The 26,079-nt window shown below is 63.7% G+C and carries 25 protein-coding genes and 1 tRNA gene; 12 read left to right on the forward strand and 14 right to left on the reverse strand.

What is annotated here, in order from left to right; all coding sequences use genetic code 11:
* The first annotated feature begins 30 nt into the window (after positions 1-30).
* Positions 31-588, forward strand: coding sequence for a hypothetical protein (locus ACN9MX_RS03960; RefSeq protein ID WP_363825635.1), 558 nt, complete (start codon positions 31-33; stop codon positions 586-588).
* Positions 589-1,166: 578 nt separating this feature from the next.
* Here the strand turns inward: ACN9MX_RS03960 and ACN9MX_RS03965 are convergent.
* Entirely contained in the window at positions 1,167-3,443 is a 2,277-nt protein-coding gene (locus ACN9MX_RS03965; RefSeq protein WP_363825638.1) for an ATP-dependent helicase, read from the reverse strand.
* 103 nt (positions 3,444-3,546) lie between these two features.
* Here ACN9MX_RS03965 and ACN9MX_RS03970 point away from each other — a divergent pair, with 103 nt between their 5' ends.
* The gene (locus tag ACN9MX_RS03970) at positions 3,547-3,942 is read left to right on the forward strand and encodes a GFA family protein (protein WP_363825641.1); all 396 of its coding nucleotides are present in this window, start codon (positions 3,547-3,549) and stop codon (positions 3,940-3,942) included.
* Positions 3,943-4,090: 148 nt separating this feature from the next.
* A complete protein-coding gene (locus tag ACN9MX_RS03975; RefSeq protein ID WP_363825644.1) occupies positions 4,091-4,555 on the forward strand; it encodes a Fe-S oxidoreductase in 465 nt (154 codons plus the stop codon).
* Here the strand turns inward: ACN9MX_RS03975 and ACN9MX_RS03980 are convergent.
* The gene (locus tag ACN9MX_RS03980; RefSeq protein WP_363734922.1) at positions 4,536-4,988 is read right to left on the reverse strand and encodes an RrF2 family transcriptional regulator; all 453 of its coding nucleotides are present in this window, start codon (positions 4,986-4,988) and stop codon (positions 4,536-4,538) included. The two genes, ACN9MX_RS03975 and ACN9MX_RS03980, sit on opposite strands and share 20 nt — an antisense overlap.
* A 109-nt stretch (positions 4,989-5,097) precedes the next feature.
* Between ACN9MX_RS03980 and ACN9MX_RS03985 the strand changes: the two genes are divergently transcribed.
* Positions 5,098-5,547 carry a globin domain-containing protein gene (locus tag ACN9MX_RS03985; RefSeq protein ID WP_363734921.1) on the forward strand — a complete coding sequence of 150 codons (450 nt, stop codon included), beginning with the start codon at positions 5,098-5,100 and terminating at the stop codon, positions 5,545-5,547.
* Between the two features lie 49 nt (positions 5,548-5,596).
* On the opposite strand, the gene rsmD is transcribed toward ACN9MX_RS03985, so the two are convergent.
* Complete coding sequence (rsmD, locus tag ACN9MX_RS03990; RefSeq protein ID WP_363825646.1) at positions 5,597-6,145, reverse strand: 16S rRNA (guanine(966)-N(2))-methyltransferase RsmD; 549 nt, start codon at positions 6,143-6,145, stop codon at positions 5,597-5,599.
* On the reverse strand, positions 6,142-7,056 hold the full coding sequence (locus ACN9MX_RS03995) for a pseudouridine synthase (protein ID WP_363734918.1): 915 nt from the start codon (positions 7,054-7,056) through the stop codon (positions 6,142-6,144). Before ACN9MX_RS03995 ends, rsmD begins: the two co-directional genes overlap by 4 nt.
* Before the next feature lie 161 nt (positions 7,057-7,217).
* On the opposite strand from ACN9MX_RS03995, the gene ACN9MX_RS04000 reads away from it, so the two are divergent.
* Together ACN9MX_RS04000 and ACN9MX_RS04005 are read left to right on the forward strand one after the other, a co-directional pair.
* Entirely contained in the window at positions 7,218-7,676 is a 459-nt protein-coding gene (locus ACN9MX_RS04000) for a response regulator (RefSeq protein ID WP_363734917.1), read from the forward strand.
* A 95-nt stretch (positions 7,677-7,771) separates the two neighbouring features.
* Positions 7,772-9,082 (forward strand): AmpG family muropeptide MFS transporter, encoded by a 1,311-nt coding sequence (locus tag ACN9MX_RS04005; RefSeq protein ID WP_363734916.1) that lies wholly within the window; start codon positions 7,772-7,774, stop codon positions 9,080-9,082.
* 58 nt (positions 9,083-9,140) lie between these two features.
* Here ACN9MX_RS04005 and ACN9MX_RS04010 read toward each other — a convergent pair whose 3' ends face one another.
* The 9 genes from ACN9MX_RS04010 to gyrA form a co-directional block, all read right to left on the reverse strand.
* On the reverse strand, positions 9,141-9,581 hold the full coding sequence (locus ACN9MX_RS04010) for a DUF6628 family protein (RefSeq protein ID WP_363734914.1): 441 nt from the start codon (positions 9,579-9,581) through the stop codon (positions 9,141-9,143).
* 68 nt (positions 9,582-9,649) lie between these two features.
* Positions 9,650-10,972 (reverse strand): bifunctional folylpolyglutamate synthase/dihydrofolate synthase, encoded by a 1,323-nt coding sequence (locus ACN9MX_RS04015; protein WP_363825648.1) that lies wholly within the window; start codon positions 10,970-10,972, stop codon positions 9,650-9,652.
* Between the two features lie 21 nt (positions 10,973-10,993).
* Positions 10,994-11,845 (reverse strand): acetyl-CoA carboxylase, carboxyltransferase subunit beta, encoded by an 852-nt coding sequence (accD, locus tag ACN9MX_RS04020; protein ID WP_363734912.1) that lies wholly within the window; start codon positions 11,843-11,845, stop codon positions 10,994-10,996.
* Complete coding sequence (gene trpA, locus ACN9MX_RS04025) at positions 11,842-12,672, reverse strand: tryptophan synthase subunit alpha (RefSeq protein ID WP_363734911.1); 831 nt, start codon at positions 12,670-12,672, stop codon at positions 11,842-11,844. Before trpA ends, accD begins: the two co-directional genes overlap by 4 nt.
* A complete protein-coding gene (gene trpB / locus ACN9MX_RS04030) occupies positions 12,669-13,910 on the reverse strand; it encodes a tryptophan synthase subunit beta (protein ID WP_363735385.1) in 1,242 nt (413 codons plus the stop codon). The genes trpA and trpB overlap by 4 nt, the downstream gene beginning before the upstream one ends.
* A 90-nt stretch (positions 13,911-14,000) precedes the next feature.
* Positions 14,001-14,645, reverse strand: coding sequence for a phosphoribosylanthranilate isomerase (locus tag ACN9MX_RS04035; RefSeq protein WP_363825649.1), 645 nt, complete (start codon positions 14,643-14,645; stop codon positions 14,001-14,003).
* Positions 14,646-14,842: 197 nt separating this feature from the next.
* Positions 14,843-15,820 (reverse strand): GGDEF domain-containing protein, encoded by a 978-nt coding sequence (locus ACN9MX_RS04040; protein ID WP_363825651.1) that lies wholly within the window; start codon positions 15,818-15,820, stop codon positions 14,843-14,845.
* Positions 15,821-16,036: 216 nt separating this feature from the next.
* Entirely contained in the window at positions 16,037-16,384 is a 348-nt protein-coding gene (locus ACN9MX_RS04045) for a DUF952 domain-containing protein (RefSeq protein ID WP_363754181.1), read from the reverse strand.
* The gene (gene gyrA / locus ACN9MX_RS04050; protein WP_363825654.1) at positions 16,381-19,116 is read right to left on the reverse strand and encodes a DNA gyrase subunit A; all 2,736 of its coding nucleotides are present in this window, start codon (positions 19,114-19,116) and stop codon (positions 16,381-16,383) included. Before gyrA ends, ACN9MX_RS04045 begins: the two co-directional genes overlap by 4 nt.
* Positions 19,117-19,357: 241 nt before the next feature.
* Here gyrA and ACN9MX_RS04055 point away from each other — a divergent pair, with 241 nt between their 5' ends.
* Both ACN9MX_RS04055 and ACN9MX_RS04060 read left to right on the forward strand, forming a co-directional pair.
* Positions 19,358-20,638 carry a hypothetical protein gene (locus tag ACN9MX_RS04055; protein ID WP_363734904.1) on the forward strand — a complete coding sequence of 427 codons (1,281 nt, stop codon included), beginning with the start codon at positions 19,358-19,360 and terminating at the stop codon, positions 20,636-20,638.
* Between the two features lie 103 nt (positions 20,639-20,741).
* Positions 20,742-22,013, forward strand: a complete 1,272-nt coding sequence (locus ACN9MX_RS04060; RefSeq protein ID WP_363734902.1) for a hypothetical protein — start codon at positions 20,742-20,744, stop codon at positions 22,011-22,013.
* Positions 22,014-22,143: 130 nt separating this feature from the next.
* On the opposite strand, the gene ACN9MX_RS04065 is transcribed toward ACN9MX_RS04060, so the two are convergent.
* Positions 22,144-22,617 (reverse strand): Lrp/AsnC family transcriptional regulator, encoded by a 474-nt coding sequence (locus ACN9MX_RS04065; RefSeq protein WP_133654704.1) that lies wholly within the window; start codon positions 22,615-22,617, stop codon positions 22,144-22,146.
* A gap of 204 nt (positions 22,618-22,821) precedes the next feature.
* Here ACN9MX_RS04065 and ACN9MX_RS04070 point away from each other — a divergent pair, with 204 nt between their 5' ends.
* From ACN9MX_RS04070 to ACN9MX_RS04085, 4 genes are all read left to right on the forward strand, one after another.
* On the forward strand, positions 22,822-24,531 hold the full coding sequence (locus ACN9MX_RS04070) for a sensor histidine kinase (protein WP_363825656.1): 1,710 nt from the start codon (positions 22,822-22,824) through the stop codon (positions 24,529-24,531).
* Positions 24,532-24,583: 52 nt separating this feature from the next.
* Entirely contained in the window at positions 24,584-25,621 is a 1,038-nt protein-coding gene (locus ACN9MX_RS04075) for a polysaccharide deacetylase family protein (protein ID WP_363825659.1), read from the forward strand.
* 25 nt (positions 25,622-25,646) lie between these two features.
* Positions 25,647-25,722 (forward strand) — tRNA-Ile (locus tag ACN9MX_RS04080).
* 127 nt (positions 25,723-25,849) lie between these two features.
* Positions 25,850-26,050, forward strand: coding sequence for a hypothetical protein (locus ACN9MX_RS04085; protein ID WP_363754191.1), 201 nt, complete (start codon positions 25,850-25,852; stop codon positions 26,048-26,050).
* The last annotated feature ends 29 nt before the right edge of the window (positions 26,051-26,079 follow it).

Genomic DNA, 26,079 nt, shown 5'->3' on the forward strand with positions numbered 1-26,079 from the left:
GGAGTAATCCCGGCGCAGGCTCAGGCCCCGATGACAAGCTCCGCGGGTGTCGCCAGCGTCCAATATGTGCCGGTCGGCACCAAGTTTGCGGTTCGCATTTTGGCCGACCTGACCACCAAGAAGAAGCAATCCTATTCCGGTCAAAGATTTCCGATTGAAACAGTCGCTCCTGTAATGATTGGTCCGCTGGTGGTCATTCCCGCTGGAACGCGCGGCGAAGGAGAGATCATTGAAGCTCGCAACAAAGGCATGTGGGGCAAGTCGGGCTTTGTCGAAGTTCGCGCCGTCCACCTTAATATGAGCGGACGCCGCGTCCGTTTGACGGGCGGAATCAACGACAAGGGAGTAACGGGTACGGCGGTAGTTGTAGGCGCTGTCATGACTTCCTGGCCATTGGGTTTCATCATGACCGGCACAAGCGCCCGCATCCCTCGCGGAACTGCGTTCACCGCCATTCTAGATGAGGATCTTCCATTCATCATGGGCGCGCCGGCCGGCGACATGTTGGCGCAATCGGCATTGGCAACGACGCAACAACCCATGTCCGACGGGGGCGAGACGGAGTTCCGCAACGGGGTGCCACAATGAAGATGCGTTTCGTCTTGAGCGCATGGCTCAGCGCGAGTTGCATGGTCTCGGCAGTAGATGCACAGATCCTCGCTTCGCCTTTGCCAGGCGTGTCGCAGAACAGAGCCGATGCTCCCCGCTGGATCGACGGCACCATTGTGCAACTTTCGGTGGTGGATGCCGTAGGCAGCAGAGGGGCGAAGCCGGGGGACAGGTTCAGGCTTCGAGTGGAAGCACCTGTCTGCGTTGACGGGAGGTTGGCGATCCCTGTCGGGGCAACGGCCTGGGGAGAAGTACTATCCTCCTTTCGCAGTAGCGCCGGCGGAACACGAGGACGGTTAAGCTGGCATCTGCGCGAAGTTGAAACCGCCTGGGGGCCAGTTTCGTTGCGCGGAGATCAGGAAGCCGTCGGAGCCTCTGGCGCGGACTCGGTTGCTGTTGCCGTATATCTTATTGGAATATACGGATTTCTTTTGAAAGGCAAAAATGCAGGGTTACGGACCGGTGATCTTATGTCCGGCTATATTGTCGGGGGGGTGCGAGAGCCGGAGCATTTGATGCCCATTGTTTTGAACCATTCCGGAAACGCATGTTGAAAATCAAGCCGGCTGGACGAAGCTGTCCATCACCCGCTTGCGTCCGGCCGTCTCGAAGTCGATCTCCAGCTTGTTGCCTTCGATCTGCGCCACGGTGCCATAGCCGAATTTCTGGTGGAAGACGCGCAGGCCGATGCTCATGTCGTCGCGACCCTTGTTGCCGAGCGAGACGGCTGATGTGCGCGCTTCCACGATCCGGATGGGTTCGGTGGTGAATTGCCCGCCCTGCTGGGCGCGCTGCCAGCCCGGACCGCGGCCGGATCCCCGTTGGACATTGGCGAAGGGATCTGCACGTTCGGACCAGTTGGCGCGCCAGAGCGAGGCGCCGCCAGCCATGCTGCTCTCCTCCTCCACATGTTCGGGAGGCAGTTCCCCGACGAAGCGCGAAGGGATGGAGCTGGTCCACTGGCCATAGATGCGGCGGTTGGCGGCGTGGAGGATGATGCAGGATTTCCGCGCCCGCGTGATAGCGACATAGGCGAGGCGACGCTCCTCCTCCAGACTGTTGAGGCCGCCTTCGTCCAGCGCGCGCTGGGAGGGGAAAATTCCCTCCTCCCACCCTGCCAGGAAGACCGTATCGAACTCCAGCCCCTTGGCGGCGTGGATGGTCATGATCGTGACCTTGCGCTCGTCCTGCTGCGCCTCATTGTCCATGACGAGGCTGACATGCTCAAGGAAGGCGCCCAGCGTCTCATATTCCTCCATGGCGCGGGTCAGTTCGCTCAGATTTTCCAGCCGTCCCGCGCTTTCGGCGGTGCGTTCGGCCTGGAGCATGGCGGTGTAGCCGCTTTCGTCCAATATCTGCCGCGCCAGCTCGGCATGAGGCAGTTGCGCCGCGCGGTCGCGCCAGCGGGCGAGATCGCCGATGAAGGCGCCCAGGCTGCGCCGGGCCTGCGGCGTCATCTCATCCGTGTCGAGTATCCGCGCAGCGGCGAGGGCGAGCGGTATGCCCTCTGCGCGGGCAAGCCGATGCAGCTTTTCCACCGCCTTGTCGCCCAGGCCGCGTTTGGGAACGTTGACGATCCGTTCGAAGGCCAGATCATCGGCAGGCTGGTTGACCAGGCGAAGATAGGCAAGCGCGTCGCGAATCTCGGCACGTTCATAGAAGCGGAAGCCGCCGACGATGCGATAGGGCAGGCCGATCTGTATGAAGCGGTCTTCGAACTCGCGAGTCTGGTGCTGGGCGCGGACGAGGATGGCGACCTCGTCCAGCGACCCGCCTCCGCGCTCTATCGATTCGATTTCTTCGCCTACGCGCCGCGCTTCCTCCGGTCCGTCCCATACGCCGATGACCCGGACCTTTTCGCCCACGTCGATGTCCGTCCAGAGCGTCTTTCCCAGGCGATTGCCATTTTCCGCGATGACCCCTGAGGCAGCGCCCAATATATGGGGTGTCGATCGGTAATTCTGTTCCAGCCTGACGATCTTCGCGCCCGGAAAATCCCTTTCGAACCGAAGGATATTGGCGACTTCCGCGCCGCGCCATGAATAGATGGACTGGTCGTCATCGCCCACGCAGCAGATATTCTTGCGCGTCTGCGCCAGCAGGCGGAGCCAGAGATATTGGCTGGAGTTGGTGTCCTGATATTCGTCCACCATGATGTAGCGGAAACGCTGCTGATAGCTTTCCAGAACGTCGCGGTGGCGTTTCAGAATCGTCAGAACATGCAGCAGCAAGTCCCCGAAATCGCAGGCATTCACATCGCGCAGGCGCGCCTGGTAGGCGGCGTAGAGCTTCTGCCCCTTTCCGTTGGCATAGCCCTCGCTCTCGCCGGCGCCGATTTCCTCCGGGGTCAGGCCCTTGTTCTTCCACTGGTCGATAAGGCCGGCGAGCTGGCGGGCGGGCCAGCGCTTCTCATCGATACCCTCGGCCTGGATGAGTTGCTTCATCAGGCGAAGCTGATCGTCCGTGTCGAGGATGGTGAAATTGGATTGCAGGCCGACCAGTTCGGCATGGCGGCGCAGCATCTTTGCGGCGATCGCGTGGAACGTGCCGAGCCACGGCATGCCCTCTATTGCGGGGCCGATCATGCGACCGACCCGTTCCCGCATTTCCCGCGCCGCCTTGTTGGTGAAGGTGACAGCGAGGATTTCGGAGGGATAGGCCTGCCTGGTGGCGATCAGATGGGCGAGGCGGGCGGTGAGCGCCGCCGTCTTGCCCGTGCCTGCGCCGGCGAGGACCAGCACCGGCCCCTCGGTCGTGAGCACGGCTTCCCGCTGGGGTTCGTTCAGCCCCTGAAGATAGGGGGGATCATCGGGCGAGGGAGCGGGCAGGGTCATGAGCTGTCAACTAGGATGCTGGGCGGGAAGCGGCAAGAGCGGGCCCCTTGCGCTACCGTTCCTTCTATGAGAACAAAAGGCGAATCATGCAAGGAGAAAGGCCATGGTCTCTGGGCGATGCCAATGTGGGGCTATCCAGTATGAAGCGCGGGGGGAACCAGTCCATAGCGCGCTGTGCCATTGTTCGGATTGCCGGAAAAGCGCCGGAGCGCCGATGGTCGGCTGGGCTCTGTTTCGCGAAGATATGGTGACTGTGACGGGCAAAGCCGTGAGCTACCAGTCCTCCGAAAATGTGACGCGGGAATTTTGCGGAACCTGCGGCACGGGGTTGTTCTATCGCAACTCTGCTTTCTTTCCGGGGATGGTCGACATCCAGACGGCAACGCTGGACGACCAGTCCGTTCTGCCGCCCACCATCCATGTGCAATTCGCCGAGGCTGCGCCGTGGATGGCGGGTGCGCATGAATTGCCCAAGTTCGAACGCTATCCGGAGCATTGAGGCCCCACCGGGGAGCGTCATTGGGGCATCGTCTGACGGCGCGATCGCAACGGTTCGTCGCCATCGCAGGAACGCAGGCGTAATGCATCCGGTTCTTTGTCCAGCCCGAATGGCAGAACGGGGTGAGAACAAGGAAAGGATGATCCCGATGAAATCGATCCTGTTGGCTGGTGCGGCCATGCTGGCCTTTTGCACTGGCGTCACTGGTATGGCGATCGCGCAGGACATGCCTGCTTCGACGCAGCCGCCAGCGACCGGTGCGCCGCCTCCGCCCGAACAGGGCGCGACGCCTGCCACACCCGCCACGCCGGCCGACCCCGGAGCGGCTTCCGCCAGTCCGGCGACACCGGCTACACCGCCGCCCGCCGCTGATCCCAATGCTGGCCAGCCGATGGGTGCCGTGCCTCCTGAGACGGGCATGCAGCCGGCGCCCGCCGGCGTGCCGCATGATCCCTCCGCTCCGGTCGGCACGTCTGCCAACCCCGCTACGGTCGGCGGCAACATGACTCCTCCGCCAACTGAACAGAAGGATTATCCGCTGTGCAGCAAGACCGTGCAGGATAGCTGCATCAACAGAAGCGAAGCGCCCAAATCTATGCGCAAGCGGCGCTGACGGCTTTCGGGCCGGGCAGGGCGGCGATGATGGCCGCAAGCCCGGCCCGGTCCCGCGCCGCATCGGCAAGGCTATGCTGGTCGAGCACAGACAGGAAGGCTGTGGTGGCGGCCCGCAATATGCCCGACAGGCCACAGGCCTGACGTAGCGCGCAACCCTCACAGTCGGCCATTTTCATGTCAGGCTCGCTATGGCGGACGACTTCGCCCAGGCCGATAGTCTCTGCCGGACGCGCCAGGGTGAAGCCTCCGCCACGTCCCCTCTGGGTCTTCAGAAAGCTGCCTTGGGCGAGATGATGCACCACCTTCATCAGATGGTTGCGGGACAGGCCGTAGGCGTCAGCGATCTCCGGGATGGTGGCGCGGCCGCCTGGTGCGACCGCGAGATGGATGAGAACGCGCAGGGCATAGTCGGTGTGGCGGGTCAACTGCATGGCATCCACGCTTATAGGCCATAGGACGGGTCTTGAACATATATCCTGTTTACATCTTAAAACATGCATAGTAGATGCACCTTTGTAACTGCTCGACAAAGGTGCATCCATGACCCAATTGACCAACGACACCATTGCCATCGTGAAAGCGACTGCCCCTGCCTTGCGCAAGCATGGCGTGGAGATCACGACGGCCATGTACGCCCGTCTGTTCATGGATGCGTCGATCAGGGATATGTTCGATCAGGCGGCGCAGGAAAGCGGGGAGCAGCCCAAGCGGCTGGCTGCGGCGATCCTGGGCTATGCCGAGAATATCGACAGGTTGCAGGCTCTGGACGGCGCCGTCGCGCGGATGGTGCAGCGCCATGTCGAAACGGGGGTCAAGGCGGAACATTACCCCAAGGTGGCCGAAGCGCTGCTGCCCGCCATCCGCGATGTGCTGGGCGAGGAGGTGGCGACCGATGCCGTGCTGGACGCCTGGGGGCAGGCCTATTGGTTCTTGGCCAATATCCTGATCGGCAAGGAGGCACAGGCTTATGAGGATGCCGAAGCGGCGTGATCCGGCGTGAAGGGCTTCCGCGAGGACCGGGGCCGATCGGAGGGGCGGATTATTCCGCCTGGTCCGTTGCGCGTAGCAGCGTCAGCCGGGCTTTGCCGACGTCCCGGACCGCGTCGGTGGCGAAGCCCTTGACCTCGACATCTTCCCGGCGGTCGGTCTCGATGCTGATCCATGTGGCGGGGCCGGTCCAGCCCAGGCGGCTGAGCTTGTCCAGCGCCACCATGCCCGCCCCGCTTTGATAAGGCGGGTCCATGAAGATAAGGTCCAGCGGCTTGCTCGCCGGGCCAAGCGACAGGACGCTGCTCTGGCGAATGTCGGGACGGATGCCAAGCTTGTCGCCATTGGCGCGGATCGCATCGAGCGCGGCACGGTCCTGTTCCACAAAGACGCAGCTTGCCGCGCCGCGTGAAAGCGCTTCGAAACCCAGGGCGCCCGAGCCGGCAAAAAAATCGCCGACGCTCAACCCCTCGAAGGAGCCGATCCGGCTCAGCAGCATGGAAAAGAGGGTCTCGCGGGTGCGATCCGCCGTGGGTCGCGTCGCGTCGCCGCGGGGCGCGACGAGGGGGCGGCCGCGCCACTGGCCTGCGACGATCCTCATTTCGCGTCCTTCAGGCTCTTGCGGAACAGGACCAGGTCGTGCTGGCGCACCTCCTCGACCGCGCCGGATGCGAGTTCGCCCAGGTGGAAGGGGCCATAGCTGGTGCGGATCAGCCGGTTCACCTGAAGCCCCAGATGTTCGAGCACGCGGCGGACTTCGCGATTCTTGCCTTCGGTCAGCGTCATTTCGATCCACTGGTTGCGCCCGGTGCGGCGTTCCAGATTGGCCTCTATCTGGCCATAGCGGATGCCGTCGATCTCCAGCCCGTCGAACAGATCCTCAAGCTGGTTCTGGCTGACCTCTCCGAAAGCGCGGGCGCGATAGGTGCGCGGCACGCCGGTCGAGGGCAGCTCCATCTGCCGCTTGAACTCTCCATCGGTGGTGAGCAACAGCAGGCCTTCGGTCGTCATGTCGAGCCGTCCGATCGGCATGACGCGGGGAAGGTCGGCCGGCAGCTTGTCGTAAATGGTGGGCCGCCCGCGAGGATCGCGCTCTGTCGTCAGGAAACCCGATGGTTTGTGAAAGAGGAACATGCGCGCGGGTGCCGGCGCGGCGACCGGGTTGCCGTCGACGGCGACGCCGTGAAGCGAGGTCAGGAGCGTGGCGGGCGTGGACACTGTCTCCCCGTTCAGCGTGATCCGTCCTTCCTCGATCATCCGCTCAATCTCCCGCCTGGACGCAATGCCTGCGCGGGCGAGCAATTTGGCGATGCGCTGCGGCTCGTTCTTGCCGCTAGCGACGGCTGCGGCGCGGGCGGGATGGGGATTGGCCGGTTTTGCGGGCGCCGTCCTGGCCTTCTTGAAGGGCGGGCGAGCCGGGCGGGACCCTGGCACCGGTTTGGCGTCATTCGGACGTCTGGGACCACCGGAGCCCGGCCGACGCGGCGGCCCAGATTTTTTCGGCGGTTCCACAGAAGAGTTCCTTTTCAAAACGGGATGGCCTCCCCATATTGGAGAAGCCAGGAAATTGACGAATGGTGCTGTCCTTGCGCCCATGCGCCAGGACGATGCGAAACCCCTGCGGGGCGCTGCACGTTGGTCGGTTGAATGGCGCAAATGGGGCGTATCGGCAAATGTTTTTCGGGCTGGTAAAAGGGGAAGCCGGAGCGCGGGAGCGCCGCAAGGCCATTCGCAGCGTGCTGGTGGTCGAGGATGAACCGCTGGTTGCCTTCGACAATGAACATGTGCTGGAAATGGCGGGCTATCGCGTCGCCGCGACCGTCGACGAATATGCCCATGCCGTCAGTGTCATGGAGGAGGAAAGCGTCGATCTGGTGATCGCGGACGTGACCCTTCATGGCGAGAAGAGCGGCATCGACCTGGCGCGCTTTGCCGCAGGTCGAGGAGTTGCGGTGCTGTTCGTGACGGGCGCCTGCCCTGTCGACGCGCGAGGCTTGGCACTGGGATGCCTGGCAAAGCCATATGCGCCGCGCGATCTGTTGGCGGCGATCAATGTCGTGGATGCTCTGCTGCGGGGCAAGATTCTGCCTCGCTTGCCCGATGGCCTGCACCTGTTCGGGGATGCTGTCTGATCCGATCGCCGATATAAGATGGGCGGACGGCTTGCCACACTGACATTTGCCCATATGGTGGCCCGGACTATCATCGTCCGGGGGCGCATCAATTTATGACCGACATGGCGAAGGGCTCGACAAGCTGGCTGGATGCGGTGAAGCCCTATATGCAGAAGGCGCCCTTGGGTGCCTTTTTTCTCGGTATATCGTCGGGCTTTCCCTATGCGATGATCGGCGCCACGCTGACCACCCGGCTGGCGCAGGACGGCATCGACAAGAAGGCGGTGACGGCGTTCACCCTCGCTTTCCTCGTCTATAATCTCAAATGGCTGTGGGCCTGGGTCGTCGACGGGGTTCGGCTGCCGGTCATAGGTCGCCTGGGGCAACGCGTGAGCTGGCTGCTGCTCGCGGGATTGCTCGTGATGGCGGCGGTCATCAACCTGGCATTGGTCGACCCCGCCAGCGGCCTGCTGCAGACGGCCTATGCCGCGATCCTGGTCGGCGTTGCGGGTGCCACCTTCGACATCGTCATCGATGCCTATCGGATCGAGACATTGCGGCCGGAGCAATTGGGGGTGGGGTCAGGCATGTCGCAATATGGCTGGCGCATCGGATCGGTTGCAGCGGGCGCGCTTGCGCTGGTGCTGGCGGCGCGGATCGGCTGGCATGGCGCCTATATGGCCTGCGCCATATTCGCGCTACCCGCCATGCTGACCGGGCTCGCACTCGGCGAACCGGAGCGGCACCGCGAACCGACGGCGCGGCGGGGGCTGGACGAAATATGGCAGTCGATCGCCGGGCCGCTCGTGGAATTCTTCCGGCGGCGCGGCGCCTGGCTGGTGCTGCTGTTCATCCTGCTGCACAAGATCGGGGACACGCTCGCCAATCTGACCTTTCGCCTGCTGTTTGACGATATGGGCTACACCAATGACGAGATCGCCATTTACGATGTTGGCATCGGCTTCTGGGCCTATCTGATCGGGATTTTCGTCGGCGGCGTGCTCTATGCGCGCATGGGGATGAAGCGGTCTGTGCTGGTCAGCCTGCTGCTGATGGGCGTGTCCAATTTCAGCTTCGCGCTGCTGGCGGCGCTGGGCAAGAGCAATTGGGGTATGGCCGGTGCCATTGGCTTCGAAAATTTTGCGAGCGGGATCGGCGGGGTGACTGTGGTCGCCTATTTCTCGGCGCTCTGTGACCTGCGCTTCACGGCCGCGCAATATGCGCTGATTTCGGCGGCGGCGAGCATTGTGGGACGGTTCCTGACCGGGACGACCGCGGGTGGAATGATCGAACGGTTCGGCTATGTCGACTTCTACCTGCTGACCACCGCCCTGGCGGTGCCGGGCATCGTCCTGTTCTGGCTGATGATGCGCGCGGGACTGATCGATGCCAGCGTCGGCACGGCGGCCACGCAGGATGGCTGAACCGATGTGCTCGGCATCTGTTTGAAAACGCGCGAAGCAGCGTATTTCCAGACAGTCTCTAAACCGCCCCATAAAGTCCGAGAGGACGCCCCAGGTCGCGATGCGCCTGCGCCACGGCCTGAAGGCAGGTGAGGGCGCCCAGTGCATGGTCGTTGCCCAGCAGTGCCGCCACATCGTCATAGGCCGATCGGGGATCGCGCAGGGCGCTGCCGATCGCCTGCATCATCAGCGCCTCGTCGCTTGTCATCCGCGAACAGCAGCAGGGCGCGATCAATATCTTGCGGCTGGAGGTCCGGGCCAATTCGAGCATCATCGCGCGCATCAGCACCAGCGGCCGACGATAGCTGCGGCCGAAGGCGCCGAGCATGGCATTGGCGGCATGGGCATCGTTGACGCCGGCCGTCGCGATGCGGCGCATCACGTAGAGGAAAAGCCGGTTGCCATAGCCGCCGGGAAGCGGCCGGAGATTATCGAGAGAGGGGGAGTCTCCATGGACCATGCGTCACTACCTTCTGCCTTGTCGTCAGATGGCAAAGCTACGCTATTGCGAGTCAATCGCAAGTAAAATCAGTCGGGAAATTGCCCGTTCAGTCGCAAAATTTCACCGGCGAGGTAGAGCGAGCCGGAAATCAGCAATTTTGAGGCGTGGTCCGGTCCAGCGGCAATGGCCGCAATGGCGTCTTCCGGCATGGCATGAGCGGTGCAGCCAATGCCCCAGCGATCGGCAATGGCGGCGAATCGTTCCGGTGGATGATGGTCATGGCCAGGTACCGGCAGGGCATGGATATGCGCGATCCGACCGGCAAAAGGACGGAGGTAGGCCTCCAGATCCTTGTTCGACAACATGCCGATCATCAGCTGGAGCTTCTGCTCCTCAAGCCTTTCGCTGGTGAAGAAGGCGCTGATCGCCTCACCCGCACTGGCATTGTGGCCGCCATCCAGCCAGGCTTCGGTGCTTTCGGGCAGGGGGGCGAGCAGCGGACCATGGTCCAGCCTTTGCAGGCGGGCTGGCCAATGCGCCCAGAGCGGCGCTGCCTTCAAGGCGGCCTCGCCTACGGGTATGACATTCTGGTGCCGCAGCATGGCGAAGGCGAGCGCGGCATTGTGGATCTGGTGCGCGCCGGGCAGGCGCGGCAGGGGGGTGTCGAGCCGTCCCTGATCATCGCGATAATGGAGGCGATCCCGATAGGCCGCCGCGTCCCAGCTCTCGCCCATGGCAAACCATTGGGTCCGGTTGCGGGCCGCGGCTTCCAGCATCACGGGGAAGAGCGCGTCGGCATAGCGCTGCGTCACCAGCGGCGCACCGGGTTTGGCGATGCCGGCCTTTTCGGCGGCAATCTCCCTGATCGTGGCGCCAAGGAAGCTCTGATGGTCGAGGCCGAGCTGCGCGATGCCGCAGATCACGGGTCGTTCGATGATATTGGTGGCGTCAAGGCGGCCGCCAAGGCCCACTTCCACGATGCAGGCGTCGGCGGGATGTTCGGAAAAGGCGAGGAAGGCTGCGGCGGTGGTGACCTCAAAGAAGCTGGCGCCGATCCCTTCCGCCACGTCGAGCACGCGGGAGAGATAATGGGCCAGCGCTTCGTCGGAGATCAGCTTGCCGCCAATGCGGATGCGTTCGTTGAAGCGGACCAGATGGGGAGAGGTGAAGACATGGACCTTCCTGCCGTCCGCCTCCAGCGCAGCGCGGAGGAAGGCGCAGGTCGAACCCTTGCCGTTGGTGCCGGCAACATGGAAGACCGGCGGCAGGGCGCGATGCGGGTTGCCGATGCGGTCCAGCAGGCGGGCGATGCGTTCCAGCCCCAATATGTCGGCGCCGGGCGACAGGGTGGCCAGGCGGTCAAGCTGTGCCTGAACAGCCGGATCGTCGGAAACGGCGTGGTCGGCCATCGGCTCTGGTCTCAGGCAGCGTCAGGCAGCGGCGCGGGGGGCGAGGTAGCCGATCACCCGGGCAAGCGTGTCGCGCAGGTCACTGCGGTGGACGACCATGTCCAGCATGCCGTGTTCCAGCAGATATTCAGCGCGCTGGAATCCGTCGGGCAGCTTTTCGCGGATCGTGCTTTCGATGACGCGCTGGCCCGCGAAGCCGATGAGCGCATTGGGTTCCGCTATCTGGATGTCGCCCAGCATGGCATAGCTGGCGGTGACGCCGCCGGTCGTCGGATCGGTCAGCACCACGATATAGGGCAGGCCCGCGGCGTGGAGTTTCCGGATGGCCACGGTCGAGCGCGGCATCTGCATGAGCGAGAGGATGCCCTCCTGCATGCGCGCCCCGCCTGCGGCGGTGAAGATCACATAGGGGCATTTGCGGGCGATGGCCTCGTTGATGCCCTGGATGAAGGCGGCGCCCACGCCCATGCCCATGGAGCCGCCCATATAGGCGAAATTCTGAACCCCCATGACGAGCGGCACATCGTCAATGGCCCCACGGGCGTTGATCAGCGCGTCCTGGTCGCCGGTCGCGGCGCGGGCGGCCTTTATGCGGTCGGGATAGCGTTTGGAATCGCGGAACTTGAGCGGATCTTCCTGCACCTGCGGCGTTGGCAGCAGGATGAAGCCGGCATCGAGTATCTGTTCGAACCGCTCCGCAGGTCCGATGCGGCCATGATGGTCACAGCGCGGGCAGACGGAGAGATTATCCTCCCATTCCTTGATGAAGATCATCTCGGCGCAGGAAGGGCATTTGTGCCACAGCGTTTCGGCGGTGGTTTCCTTCTTCGCCATGAAGGGCAGTGCGTTGCGGACGCGGTTGATCCAGCTCATGCGGCGGTCTCCCGGAAATGAGGGCTGTTGGCGTTCAGCGCGGCGCGAAGGGCGGCGATGAAATCCTTGACGAAGGGCGCGGCGGCATCACCATGCGAACCGATGATGTCGACGATGGCGGAACCCACCACCACGCCATCGGCAACCCGTCCGATCGCGGCGGCCTGTTCAGCGGAGCGGACGCCGAAGCCCACGGCGATGGGCAGGTCGGTGGCGGCCTTCAGCCTGGCCACCGCCTGTTCGACAGCGGTCTGGGCGGCCTGCTGCTTGCCGGTGATCCCGGCGACGGCGACATGGTATAGGAAACCGCTGGCGCCGTTCAGCACGGTGGGCAGCCTTGCGGCGTCAGTCGTTGGCGTTGCAAGGCGGATCAGGTGAATGCCCTGGGCGCGCAGGGCGGGGCCGATTTCGGCATCTTCCTCCGGCGGGACATCGACGCAGATGACGCCGTCGACGCCCGCGGCTTTGCACTGGTCCGCAAACCAGGCCGCGCCGCGCACCAGCATCGGATTTGCATAGCCCATCAGGACCAGCGGCGTGTCGGGATGTCGATCGCGGAAGGCAGTAGCGAGGGCGAAGATGTCCTTCGTCTTCGTGCCGGAGCCCAGGCTGCGCAGATTGGCGAGCTCGATCGCCGGCCCGTCAGCCATCGGATCCGTGAACGGCATGCCGAGTTCGATGATGTCCGCGCCCCCTTCCACCAGGGCGTCGAGGATGGCGGGCGTGTCAGCCACGGTCGGATCGCCCGCGGTCACGAAGGTGACGAGCGCGGCGCGGCCCTGCGACTTGCATGCGGCGAAGCGGGCGGAGAGACGATCGGCGCTCATATCTCGACCCCCAGGGCGCTCGCCACCGTGAAGATGTCCTTGTCGCCTCGCCCCGAAAGATTGACGATGATGATCTGCTCCGCGTCGAGAGTGGGCGCGACCTTTTCCACGCTGGCGATGGCGTGCGCGGATTCCAGCGCCGGAATGATGCCCTCCAGCGCGGAGAGTTTCTGGAAGCTGGCCAGTGCCTCGTCGTCGGTGATCGGCATATATTGCACGCGGCCGATTTCGTGCAGCCAGCTATGTTCAGGTCCGATGCCGGGATAGTCGAGACCGGCGGACACGCTGTGCGCTTCGGTGATCTGCCCGTCCTCGTCCTGGAGCAGATAGGTGCGGTTGCCGTGCAATATGCCGGACTTGCCGCCCGCCAGACTTGCCGCATGCTTCCCATGCAGGCCTTCGCCCGCCGCTTCGACGCCGATCATCTTGACCTCCGCATCGTCGAGGAAGGGGTGAAAAAGGCCGATGGCGTTGGAGCCGCCGCCGACCGGCGCGATCAGCAGATCAGGCAGGCGGCCTTCCAGTTCCAATATCTGTTCGCGTGCTTCCCGGCCGATGATCGACTGGAAATCGCGCACCAGTTCAGGGTAGGGATGCGGCCCGGCCGCCGTGCCGATGATATAGAAGGTGTCGTGGACGTTCGACACCCAGTGACGCAGGGCATCGTTCATCGAATCCTTCAGCGTCTGCGATCCGGAAATGACGGGGATCACTTCCGCGCCCAGCAGTTTCATGCGGAAGACGTTGGGCTTCTGCCGCTCCACGTCCTTTGCGCCCATGAAGATCTTGCATTCCATCCCGAACAGCGCGGCGACGGTGGCGGTGGCGACGCCGTGCTGGCCCGCGCCGGTTTCGGCAATGACCTTCTTCTTGCCCATGCGACGGGCGAGAAGCGCCTGCCCGATGCAATTGTTGATCTTGTGCGCGCCGGTATGGTTGAGTTCCTCGCGCTTCAGGTAGATTTTTGCGCCCTTGCCGGGGCCGGCATCGGCGCGCAGCGCTTCGGTCAGGCGCCCCGCATAGTAAAGCGGGTTCGGGCGGCCGACATAGCTGCGCAGCAATTCGGTGAATTCGGCATCGAAGGCCGGATCCTGCTTCGCTTCCTTGTAAACCTTCTCCAGCTCCAGAATGAGCGGCATTAGGGTTTCGGCCACATAACGGCCGCCAAAGGTGCCGAAATGGCCGGAGGCATCGGGCTGTGAACGCAGGCTGTTGGGCAGGGTGATATTATCGGTCATCATTTCCATCTCTTCGGGCATGGGTTGGATCACTTGGGCCAAGTGATCAACGCCATCGAAGGCTGATGCGTTCTGAATTTATGCTCTGCGTCAACATGCCGATGCCGCATTGCAGAAGGCCATGATCTTGTCCACACTCTTGATGCCCGGCGCGCTTTCGACCCCGGAGGAAATGTCGACCAGCGGGGCGCCGGTGATGCGGATGGCCTCGGCCACATTGTCGATGCCAAGTCCGCCCGAAAGCCCCCAGGGCAGGGAGGGGGAGGCGCCACGCAGCAATGTCCAGTCAAAGCGCAGGCCCATGCCGCCGGGCAGCGCAGCACCATCGGGCGTCTTGGCGTCGAACAGGAGGAAATCGACAGCGTCGGCGTAAATCCCCGCGGCGGCGATATCCGCGCCGGTCTTGACCGAAATGGCTTTCCAGACGGGAATGCCGAAGCGTGTGCGAATGGCGGCGGCGCGTTCGGGCGTCTCCTTGCCATGGAGCTGGAAGGCGGTGAGGGTGCCGGTGGCGCTCAGATCAGAGAGTGTTTCGTCGGTTGGATCGACCAGCACGGCGACGCGCCCGATATGGGACGGGACGGGCGCGGCCAGCGATCGCAACTGGTCCGCTTCGACATGCCGGGGGCTTTTCGGAAAATGGACGAAGCCAAGATGGGTGGCGCCCGCCCGCATGGCCGCGCCGATCGTGTCGGGCGTCGAAAGGCCGCAAATCTTGATGGCGAGTCGGGACATGAAGGCGCTTTAGCCGGTGCGGCAGGGTGTGAGAACCGCTTTCATCCCGCCACCCTTTCTCCTGGCATCGCGGGCGTGGTGGAGCGGGATCAGCCGCGGGCGGCGCGACGGATCAGATGAGACGGCTATGACTATTGGACGAGGGATAGGCGCGTCGTTCGAATGGAACGGGCAAAATAACTGGAATCGGATCCCAGTCAGCCAGAAAGCACCAGATTCCGGCCCTGATCCTTTGCGCGATAGAGTGCCGCGTCGGCCCGGGCAAGCACGGCCACATTATCCGCTTCATCCCTGCCAATCATGGCGACACCCGCAGAGAAGGTTATGGCGCCCATCGGCTCGTCGGTCTCGCGCAAATTGAAAGGACGTTGCCCCAGGTCTCGACGCGCCTTGTCAACGAGCGCTACGCCGTCCTCCAGGTCCAGATCGGGCAGGATGACCAGAAACTCCTCTCCGCCCCATCGACCGACCATATGTGGTGCGCAGCCCTCCGAAAGTGAGGCGGCGACCGTCTTGATGACGCGATCTCCAACAGCATGGCCATAACGATCGTTCACCGACTTGAACCGGTCGATGTCGCAGATCGCGACGAGATAGGGCCCTTCGGATGCGATCAAACGCTCCAATTCCATGTCGAGCGCTCTTCGGTTGTGAAGACCGGTCAACGCGTCTTTCGTCGCGTCGTGGCGAGCGACATCCAGCTCGCGCCGGAGCGCCTCGACTTCGCGAGCCGCTGCCGCAAGCTCGTTCTCGGCCCTCAAGGATCGCTCGATCATGCTCGCGACGATCGGCGCAAGATCCGATGTCTCCCCATCCAGCCTGTCGTAGCCCGCGCTCAGTTCCCGGTTGAATTCCCCCGTCGCGGCGGCCGCGCTTTGCGCGATCTCGCCCAAGCGTATGGCATGATGCCGTGCCAGGTCCTGGCCCTTGTCGGCCTCGATGGCATTAGCCACCCCGACATGGCCCACGAACTGAATGAAAAGGTCATCCGCCTGCTGCTGACTCATGCGAACGCCGCCATCGATAATGGCGTTCATGGCTCGCACCAAGGCTGAATCCGTATCGGTCTTTAGCGCATAGCCCAATGCGTAATTTCTTGGTGTCGCTACGAGCCACTGTTGTTGAAGGAACGTCAACACATCCTTCGCGACGGCATATGTCTGCTTTTGCACCATTGTACTCCCCCAAGTACGTCATGATGGCGGCCCCTCTAAACTACCGGACAGGTGGCGGCAATGACCGTCGACGGCATTAATTGCATGCCTGCTTCCCGATGACGCGCCGTGATCCGTCGAGGGAGCGCCCATTCAGTTTCGTCATTCCCGCCCTTGTTAGGCGGGAATGATGCAGGATGAAGGATTGCGCCTTTCTGCGTTGCGCGGAGGCAGGGATCAGAAGCCGGCTGGAAACTGGTGCCTGCCCTGTTCGTCCAGGCGTAGGATCACCTTACCCGCCACGGCGTTCAGGGGAAGGTCGCCATAGAGGTGCGGGAAGAGGGCGCCGCCGCGTGATTCCTCCCATTTGAGGGTGTCGCCGAAGGGAGCGAGATCGACCATGACCATCACCAGATGGTCCTGCCCGGCGAAATGTTTGGCGGCGGTTTCGGCGGCCTGCTGGCGGGTGGACATGTGGATATAGCCGTCCGCAAGGTCGACGGGCGCGCCCTTGAACGTGCCGTCGGCCTTGAGCTGGTCATACTGATCCTTCGTCAGGATCTTGTATGCGAAGAGGTCGGTCATTCCTCGGTCAGGTCCGGGTCGGTTTCGGGGCTGACCTGCGGGTCGACCTCGAGGCCGGCCGGGGTGCTGACCTCCGCCTCCTCATCGCTTTCCTCGATCTTCGCCGCGCTGACGACATGTTCGTTGTCGGACACGTTGAAAAGGCGAACGCCCGCCGAGCTGCGGCCGATGACGCGCAGGCTTTCCAGTCCCATGCGGATCAGCTTCGCCTGATCGGTGACAAGCATCAGGTGATCGCCGTGGCGCGCGGGGAAGCTGGCGACGACGGGACCGTTGCGACCGATATTGTCGATATTGGTGATGCCCTGCCCACCGCGTCCGGTTCGACGATAGTCATAGGCGGAGGACAGCTTGCCATAGCCGTTGGCGCAGACCGTAAGGATGAACTGTTCCTTCGCGGCGAGTTCAGAGAAGCGTTCCGCATCCATCTGGGGTTCGCCATCCTTCTCCGGCTTCCAGGGGGCGAAGCGGAGATAATCGTCGCGCTCTTCCTGATCCTTGATGCCGGCGCGATGCAGAATGGAAAGCGAGATCACCTCGTCATCCTTCCTGAGCGTCATGCCGCGCACGCCTGTGGAGGTGCGGCTCTGGAATTCGCGCACGTCGGTCGCCTGGAAACGGATGGCCTTGCCCTGGCGGGTGGCGAGGAGGACGTCATCCTCTTCGGTCAGCAGGGCGACGCCGATCAGGCGGTCGTCGCTGTCATCGTCGAAGCGCATGGCGAGCTTGCCGTTGCTGGGCACGTTGGCGAAGGCGTCCATGCTGTTGCGGCGGACCGTGCCGTTCGCGGTGGCGAACATGACGTGCAGATCCTTCCAGCTTTCCTCATCCTCGGGCAGCGGCAGGACGGTCTGGATCGTCTCGCCGGGGCTGAGCGGCAGCAGGTTCACCATTGGACGGCCACGCGTGGCCGGGCCGCCTTCGGGCAAGCGCCAGACCTTGAGGCGATAGACCTTGCCGGCGGTGGAAAAGAAGAGGACCGGCGTGTGCGTGGAGGTCACGAACAGTTCGGTGATCGCGTCCTCATCCTTGGTCGCCATGCCGGAGCGGCCCTTGCCACCACGCGCCTGCGCGCGGAAGCTTTCGAGCGGGGTCCGCTTGATATAGCCCTGCACGGTGACGGTGACGACCATCTCCTCGCGCTCGATCAGGTCTTCATCCTCGATGCCGTCGGCGGCGGCGGTGATTTCCGACAGGCGCGGGGTGGCGAAGTCGCGTTCGATCGCCTCGAACTCCTCGCGCATGACGGCGTAGAGCTTCACCCGGTCACCCAATATAGCGAGATATTCCGCGATGGCGGCGGCGAGTTCGGCCAATTCATTGCCGATCTCGTCGCGTCCGAGCGCAGTCAGGCGATGCAGGCGCAGGTCGAGGATGGCGCGGACCTGGACGTCGCTGAGGCGGTAGGTGTCGCCCGATGCTTCGGTCTCGATCGCCTCGACCAGCTTGAGATAAGGCGCGATCTCCGCCACCGGCCATTCGCGGGCGAGCAGGGTCTCGCGGGCTTCCGCAGGGCTGGCCGAACCGCGGATGATGCGGACCACTTCATCGAGGTTCGTCACCGCGATGACCAGGCCCAGCAAGATATGGGCGCGGTCGCGGGCCTTGTTGAGTTCGTACTTGGTGCGGCGGGTGATGACTTCTTCGCGGAAGCGGATGAAGGCTTCTATGATGTCGCGAATGTTGAGCAGTTCCGGGCGGCCGCCGCGAATGGCGAGCATATTGGCCGGGAAGCTCGACTGGGCGGGGGTGTTGCGCCAGAGCTGGTTGAGCACGACTTCGGGCGTGGCGTCGCGCTTCAGGTCCATGACGATGCGGACGCCTTCGCGGTTCGATTCGTCGCGAATGTCGCTGATGCCTTCGATCCGCTTGTCCTTGGCGGCTTCGGCGATTTTTTCCACAAGGCCGTTCTTGCCGACCTGATAGGGGATTGCGGTCAGGACGATCGACTGGCGATCGCCGCGTCCTTCCTCGATCTTGTAGCGCGAGCGCATCATGATCGAGCCGCGTCCGGTGTGATAGGCGCTGCGGGCGCCCGATTGGCCCAGGATCAGCGGGGCAGTCGGGAAATCAGGGCCGGGGACGATCTGGATCAGTTCGTCGATAGTGATGCCGGGATTGTCGATATAGGCCAAACAGGCGCGGATCACCTCGCCCAGATTGTGCGGCGGAATGTTGGTCGCCATGCCGACTGCGATGCCGCCCGCGCCGTTGACCAGCAAATTAGGGAAGCGCGCCGGCAGGACCTGCGGTTCGCTTTCCGAGGCGTCATAATTGGGCTGGAAATCGACGGTGTCCTTGTCGAGATCGTCGAGCAGGGCGTTCGTCACCTTGGCCAGGCGCGCTTCGGTATAACGCATGGCCGCTGGTGGATCGGGGTCCATGGAACCGAAGTTCCCCTGGCCGTCGATCAGCGGCACGCGCATCGACCAGTCCTGCGTCATGCGCGCCAGGGCGTCATAGATCGCGCTATCGCCGTGGGGGTGATATTTACCGATCACGTCACCGACGATGCGCGCCGACTTGCGATAGGGCTTGTTGTAGGTGAAGCCCGATTCATGGGCCGAGAAGAGAATGCGGCGATGCACCGGCTTCAGACCGTCGCGCACGTCCGGCAGGGCGCGGGCGACGATCACCGACATGGCATAGTCGAGATAGCTTGCCTTCATCTCCTCCACGATGGAGATGGGGCTGATATCCGAGGGGTCGGCGAGGGCAGTCTCGTCGGTCAAAGCGATTCTCTTTTTGGATGGATGAATTGTGCTGCCGCATCACTAGCGGAGCGAAACAAATCTGTCACCCCTCGCGCGCGCACGCGCAATGGCATGAGATGCGTGCAGGGTGCGCCAGATCGTTTCCGGGGGGCTGACAGGCGGTTAACTGGTGCATATAGGTCGTTCAATGGTTATTCACGCGCCGACCCCTAATCGGCGTCAAACGAAAGCCGCCTGTCCCCCGGGCGCAGAGGAGAAGATGAACATGCGTTTTGTTACCCCCGTGGCGCTCGCGCTGACTCTTGCGCTGGCTGGCGGCGCCGTTTCGGCCCCGGCATTCGCGGCCAAGAAGGACGAGAAGAAGGGCGGCGCGCCCAAGCTGAACGTCTCGCCCGACGTGATCAAGGCCTTGCAGGCAGCGCAGCAGGCGGCCGGGAAGCAGGACTTCGCCGCCGCCAAGGCAGCGCTGGCCGACGCCGACAGCAAGGCGAAGTCGAACGACGACAAATATCAGATCGGCGCCGTCAAGCTGAACACCTCCATCGCCAGCAAGGATGCCGCGATGCAGGGCGAGGCGCTGACGCAGATGCTGGACAGCGGCCTTACGCCGCCGGAACAGGTGGGCCAGTTCAATGCGATTGCCGCCGATCAGGCGTTGCAGATGAAGAATTACGACCTTGCCATCACCCATGCGCGGGCCGCCTTGCAGGCCGGCTACAAGCCAGACGTGGTGAACGTCGCGTTGGCGCAGGCCTATTTCGGCAAGGCAGGCACCGCCAATTCCTCGGTCGAGCCGCAGCGCGGCCTCAACCAGCAGGGCCTCGCCGCGCTGAAGGCGGCAGCGGACGCCACCAAGGCCGCCGGTGGCCAGGTGCCGGCGCAATGGTATCAGATCGGGGTCAGCCGCGCTGCGAACGCGAAGCTGCCGGAAGTCACCGAATGGGCGAAGTCGGCCTATCAGGCGGCACCCAGCGGTGAGAATCTGCGCACGCTGATCCGCCTGTTCCAGCAGGCCAATCCCAACATTTCCAACCGCGAGAATCTGGACGTGATGCGTCTGATGGCGACGTCCGGCGGTCTGGTGGTCTCTCAGGACTATCTGGAATATGCGGAAATGGCGTCCAAGACCGGCATTTACGGCGAAGTGAAGACCGCCATCGATGCCGGCCGGAGCAAGGGTGTGCTGAGCGCCAGCCAGGGCGGCGACCTGTATCAGCCGGCCGTCGCCAAGATCGCGGGCGACAAGGGATCGCTGGGCAGTGCGGAAGCCGATGCGCGCAAGGCAGCGAACGGCAAGATCGCGGCAGCCACGGCCGACGCCTATCTGGGCTATGGCGACTATGCCAAGGCGGTGGCGATGTTCGAACTCGCCAAGCAGAAGGGCGGCGTCGACGCGGACGAGATCAACACGCGCATGGGCATTGCCAAGGCGCTGAGCGGCGACAATGCGTCGGCCAAGGCCGCTTTCCAGTCGGTGCAGGCCGGTTCGCGCAAGCAGATCGCCGATCTGTGGCTGGCCTATCTGGGTACCAAGGCCTGATCCTCGCCTGACAGAGGCGCACTGCCCGGCGGGTGGTGCGCCTTTTCGCCTTCGAACATCATGATCGTCTGGCCGAAGCCAGGCAACAAGGGGGATGGCTGCCATGGCCGTGACGAGACTTTCGATTCTGACCTGTGGGATGTTCACGGGAGCCGCCTTGCTGACGGCCACGCCTGTCATCGCGAAAAAGCCCAATGTCGGCCCGGCAATCGAGATGTCGGACAGTTTCCGCGCCGCCACCCAGGCAGCGGACAGTGCGATCAAGGCCGGTGATGTCTCCACTGCCCAGGCCCAGATTTCGGGCCTGATGCCGGTCAGCGACTTCGAAGCCTATGTCGCGGCCGGCCTGCGCTTCGAGCTTGCGGTGCTGAAGGTCGACCGGCAGGCGCAGCGCGTGGCGCTGAACGATATGTTCAAGACGTCCTCGGTGCCCAAGGGCGACATGCCGCGCCTGCGCTATGTTGCGGGCTACCTGTCCTATATCGTCGGCAATTATGACGATGCGACGGCGCAGCTCGATTACGCCAAGACGCTGGGTTACGATCCCATCGACGCCACCATGCTGCGCGCCGACATCGCCATCCGGCGCAACAGGACGAAGGATGCGCGCGGCTTTGTGCAGCAGGCCCTGGCGCGGCAGCGGGCGGCGGGGCAGCCGATCCCGGCGGCCTGGTATGACAGAGCGATCTCCATGGCCTATCAGGCCGGGGACTGGGCTGAGGTGGGCGCGCTGTATCGGGAGCGCCTGACCCACTATGATTCGGCGGGCGAGTGGCGGTCGGCCCTGGCCAATTACCTGACGGCGCCCGGCATGGATTCGCAGGTGCAACTCGACCTTTACCGTCTTCAGGCCGCCAATGGCGCCATGGCCAGCGAGCGCGATTACCAGGCCTATGCCCAACTGGCCGAAAAGACCGGCTATAGCGCGGAGACCAAGGCGATCATCGAGGCCGGTCGCTCGGCCGGCAAGCTGACTCCGACACAGGCGGTGACCGCGCAATTGCTGAAGGGCGCGACGCCCAAGGCGGCCAAGGAAATAGCCGGTCTGCCCGCTGCTGCGAAGAAGGCGGCAGCGGCGAAGGACGGGTCGGCGGCCATGGCGGTCGGCGACACCTATTTTTCGCTCGCGCAGTTTCCGCAGGCGGTGGAGCAATATCGGCTCGCCCTGAGCAAGGGGGGCGTTGATGCCGCAAAGGCGAATGCGCGGCTTGGCGTGGCGCTGGCAAGGTCGGGCGATCTGGCGGGCGCAAAGGCGGCGCTTGGTCAGGCGACGACGGGCAATTGGGCGAATGTCGCCGGCTTCTGGTCAGTCTGGGTCGATCAGCAGAGCAGGAAGACGGCAGCGAAGCCGGTCGTCGTTCCGTCGGCGGGCTGAGGGAAAAATCGCGGCGAGGTCGGGGCTGGGGCCGGGAGCGCGCTGCGTCGGATGACGCAGGTCACGCGCTCTCGCTTCTGTAGCATCATCATGGGCGAAAGCCGGGTTCCCGCTTTCTCCCCCCAGCCAGTCAAACCGGAAGCGGTACGCCGGGCAGGTTCTTGGAGGTGCGGATGGTGAGCGACGTCTTCACGCTCACGACATTGGGCGCCGGCGTCAGTTTCGACGTCAGGAACTGCTGGAAACTTTGCAGATCCTTGGCCACCACCTTCAGGATGAAGTCGATTTCACCGTTGAGCATATAGCATTCGCGGACCTCGGGCAGGGTCGCGACATGATCCTCGAATGCCTTCAGGTCCGCTTCGGCCTGGCTCTTGAGGCTGACCATTGCGAAGACGGTGATGGTGTAGCCCAGCATCGACGGGTTCACCACGGCATGGTAGGAACTGATGGCGCCACTTTCCTCCAACGCCCGCACGCGACGGAGGCATGGGGGGGCCGTCAGGCCCACCTTGCGAGCCAGCTCCACATTGGTCATCCTGCCGTCGTCCTGCAGTTCGCCAAGGATCTGGAGATCGATGTCGTCAATATTGGGGCCGGCCATTATTCCGCTTATTTCCTTGCCTGTTAATATCGCGTTACCATAATAATATTTCAGGACAATGCAATTGTCCCACTATGCAACGTTCGCATAAGAACCCTTCCGCGGCCCTTCCCCTTTGCAGCGGGAAGCATTATTCCTGTGTAACGATACCCTCGGCGGAAGGTTTTTTCAGCGCTGCGCCGGGGCCGGAATTGGGGAATTTGGGTGCGCTTCAACGATCTCATGCAGACGGTTCTCGCCGCGGAAGGGCGTAGCGGCCTGGGGGCCGTGACGCTGTGGCGGCAATGCGTGGATCTGCTGGCGCAAAATGACCGGCATGACCGTTCGATCATGTCCGACACGGAGCGGGCGGCACTGCTGGAGCGGTTGACCGGACTGCTGCCGAAATTGTCGGAAACGCAGCGCATTGCGACCGTCGTGGAATTGGGCGGGCGGTTGCGGTCACCCGCCTTGGTGGAATTCTTCGCCAATGATCGCCCGGCGATTGCGGCAGCCGCCATGTCCCGCGCGCGCCTCCCCGATGCAGCCTGGGTGGAGATGTTGCCGCGCCTGACGCCTACGGCACGCGGCGTGCTGCGGTCGCGGCGCGACCTTGGATCGGCGACGGTGCAGGGACTTGAGGCTTTCGGCGCGACCGATCTGGTGCTGACCAGCCATGTCGCGGCGGAGCAGGACGACATGCTGCTGACCGAGGCGATGATCGTCCCTGCCGATCCGATAGAGGAGCAGCCACAGGCCGAGCCGGTCGAGGAGGCGGCGGAGGACCGCAGCCAGATCCGTAATCTGGTCGACCGCATCGCGCGCTTCACCAATGCACGGCGCACAGGTGATCTGGACGAAGCGCCGCAACGGGCCGCCATGACCGGGCCGCGCACCTTCGCCTTCGAAACGGATGCATCCGGGTCGATCGTATGGGTCGATCAGGGCCCGCGGGCGGCGCTGATCGGCCTTGCGCTCAATGAAACGGCGCTGGAAGGGGGCAGCGGGCCGGATGGCCATGTCGCGGGCGCCTTCATGCGGCGCAGCGGTTTTCAGAACGGCCGCTATACGATCGTGGGCGGCACGATGGCCGGTGAATGGCGGCTGTCGGCCGCACCCTTTTTCGATCCGCGATCAGGGCGTTTCCAGGGCTATCGTGGACAGGCGAGGCGCCCCTATCTTCACGAAGTGGCCGCCGAACCGCGTGCAGAGTCTGTGTCGATCGCCGGGCTGTCCGCCGATTCGATCCGGCAACTGGTGCACGAACTGAGGACGCCGCTGAATGCCATATTGGGCTTTGCCGAGATCATCGAGCAGGAACTGTTCGGTCCGGCGGGTCCTGAATATCAGGATATGGCGGGTAAGATCGCTGTGGATGCGCGGCATCTGCTGACCGCCTTCGATGATCTGGACCTTGCGGCCCGCGTGTCGCGTGGCGAGGACGGCAATGGAGCGCCGCGCGCCGTTGATCCCGCGCTTCTGGTGACGCAGGTCTCGACGCGCTTTCGCGAACAGGGCGACGGTGCCCGGATTGACATCGCGATGGCGCGGGGGCTGCCGATGGTGCAGATCGACCCGGTGCAGGGCGAGCGCATGATCCAGCATCTGATGCGCACGCTGATTTCCGTGGCGCCAGCCGGGGAAGCGCTGACCGGCACATGCTGGCATCAGCCAGGCGGCGCGGAAGGGCGCGTGGTACTGGCCATCGACAGGCCCTCGACGCTGGAGGGTATGGAGGAGGAGCGGTTGCTCGACCCCGGCTATATGCCGGACGGCAATTGGGCAGACGGGCCGTTGCTGGGCCTTGGTTTTTCGCTGCGCCTGATCCGCAGTCTGGCGACGGGATGCGGCGGCGCTCTGGACATCGAACCGGGCCGCTTCCTGCTCGCCGTGCCGGCCATGGCGGAAACAGAGGATGCCGTCGGCAGCGCCTGACGCGCGCCTGAGGGAAACCCTATCGCAACCAAATCCGGGTAGCGGTGGTGGCATGACCTCGCTTTCCCATGACGGCAATCTGCTCCACGCGCCTGCGCCGGAAGACAGGATCACGCTCGATCCGGCTTTCGGCACGCGCTTCATGCTGTTCGTCGACACGGAGGAGGAGTTTGACTGGAACGCGCCCTTCCGCCGGACGGGGCATGGCGTGACGGCGTTGGAAGGGATGGAGCGCGGGCAGGCCTATTTTGCGGCGGCCGGGATCAAGCCGATTTACGTGACCGACTATCCGGTGGTCGACAGCGATGCGGCGGCGGCAATGATGGGACGCTGGCTGGCCGATGGCGCGGCCGATGTGGGGGCGCATCTTCATCCCTGGGTCAATCCGCCGCACATCGAGGAGGTGACGGCGGCCAACAGCTATGTCGGCTTTCTGCCCGAGGCGGTGGAAAGGGCGAAGCTGGAAGCCTTGTGCCTGCGGCTCGCGGAGCGTTTCGGCGCGAGGCCGATCGTCTATCGAGCCGGCCGTTATGGCGTGGGCCGCCATAGCGCCCGCCTGCTGGAGGAGGCCGGGTTCCGGATCGACAGTTCGGTCCGCAGCCGGTTCGACTATAGCGGCCAATATGGGCCCGATTTCCAGGGGCTGCCGCAATATCCCTATTGGGCCGGGCCGGGCCGGAGCCTGGTCGAATTGCCGCTGTCCACCGCCTTTGCCGGCTTGCTGAGGCGCGGTGGCGAACGGCTGTACCGACTGGCGCAAGGAGCCGGTCCGCTGTCCGGCGCCCTGGCGCGAACGGGAATGTTGAGCCGCATTCCGCTGACGCCTGAAGGCATCAGCGCGCAGGAGGCGATCGCCGCGATCGATGCCCTGATTGAAGAAGGTTCGCCAGTGCTGAATTTCAGTTTTCATTCCCCGACGCTGGAACCGGGGCACACGCCCTATGTCCGGAACGAGGGGGACAGGACGGCCTTTTATCGCTGGTGGGACGCGGTGCTGGATCACCTGGACCGTCGGAATGTTCGCCCCGCGACGCTGGATGTGTTTCTGAAGGCTGTTCCGGAGCGAGGACAGGCTTGCCAAGTCGCCTGATGCTGCCTATCCGGGCAACAAGGTGGGGCCTGTAGCTCAATGGTTAGAGCTGGCCGCTCATAACGGCTAGGTTGCGGGTTCGAGTCCTGCCGGGCCCACCAACGACCATGGTCTTGCCTTGGCGAAGGCCTTGCGCGTCGATGTTACTATCATCACCGTTACGGAACGCTTCCAGGTTTATTCCGGTGCCGTGGGGTATGACCTGGCCTGGAGCGGGGGCCGTGTTGGATGAATATGCTCAAGGGCAGAAGAAGGCGGCAGATTGCATCCTTTCTGCCGGGCGGCATGAGCCGCCCGGTGCATATGCTCCGTGCTGCCCGCGAAAAACGGCATGGCCCTGTGATTGCCGATGCGAACGACGAATGCTTTCGGCGGAGCGTACAGGTGGTTCCAATCAATCCGGGCGGCAACGGCTCATGGACCGCGTGAAGCGTAGCGTCTTCAGTGATATAAATTCA

Origin of the sequence: Sphingobium sp. R-21, from assembly GCF_049913335.1 — a bacterium.
Taxonomy (GTDB): domain Bacteria; phylum Pseudomonadota; class Alphaproteobacteria; order Sphingomonadales; family Sphingomonadaceae; genus Sphingobium.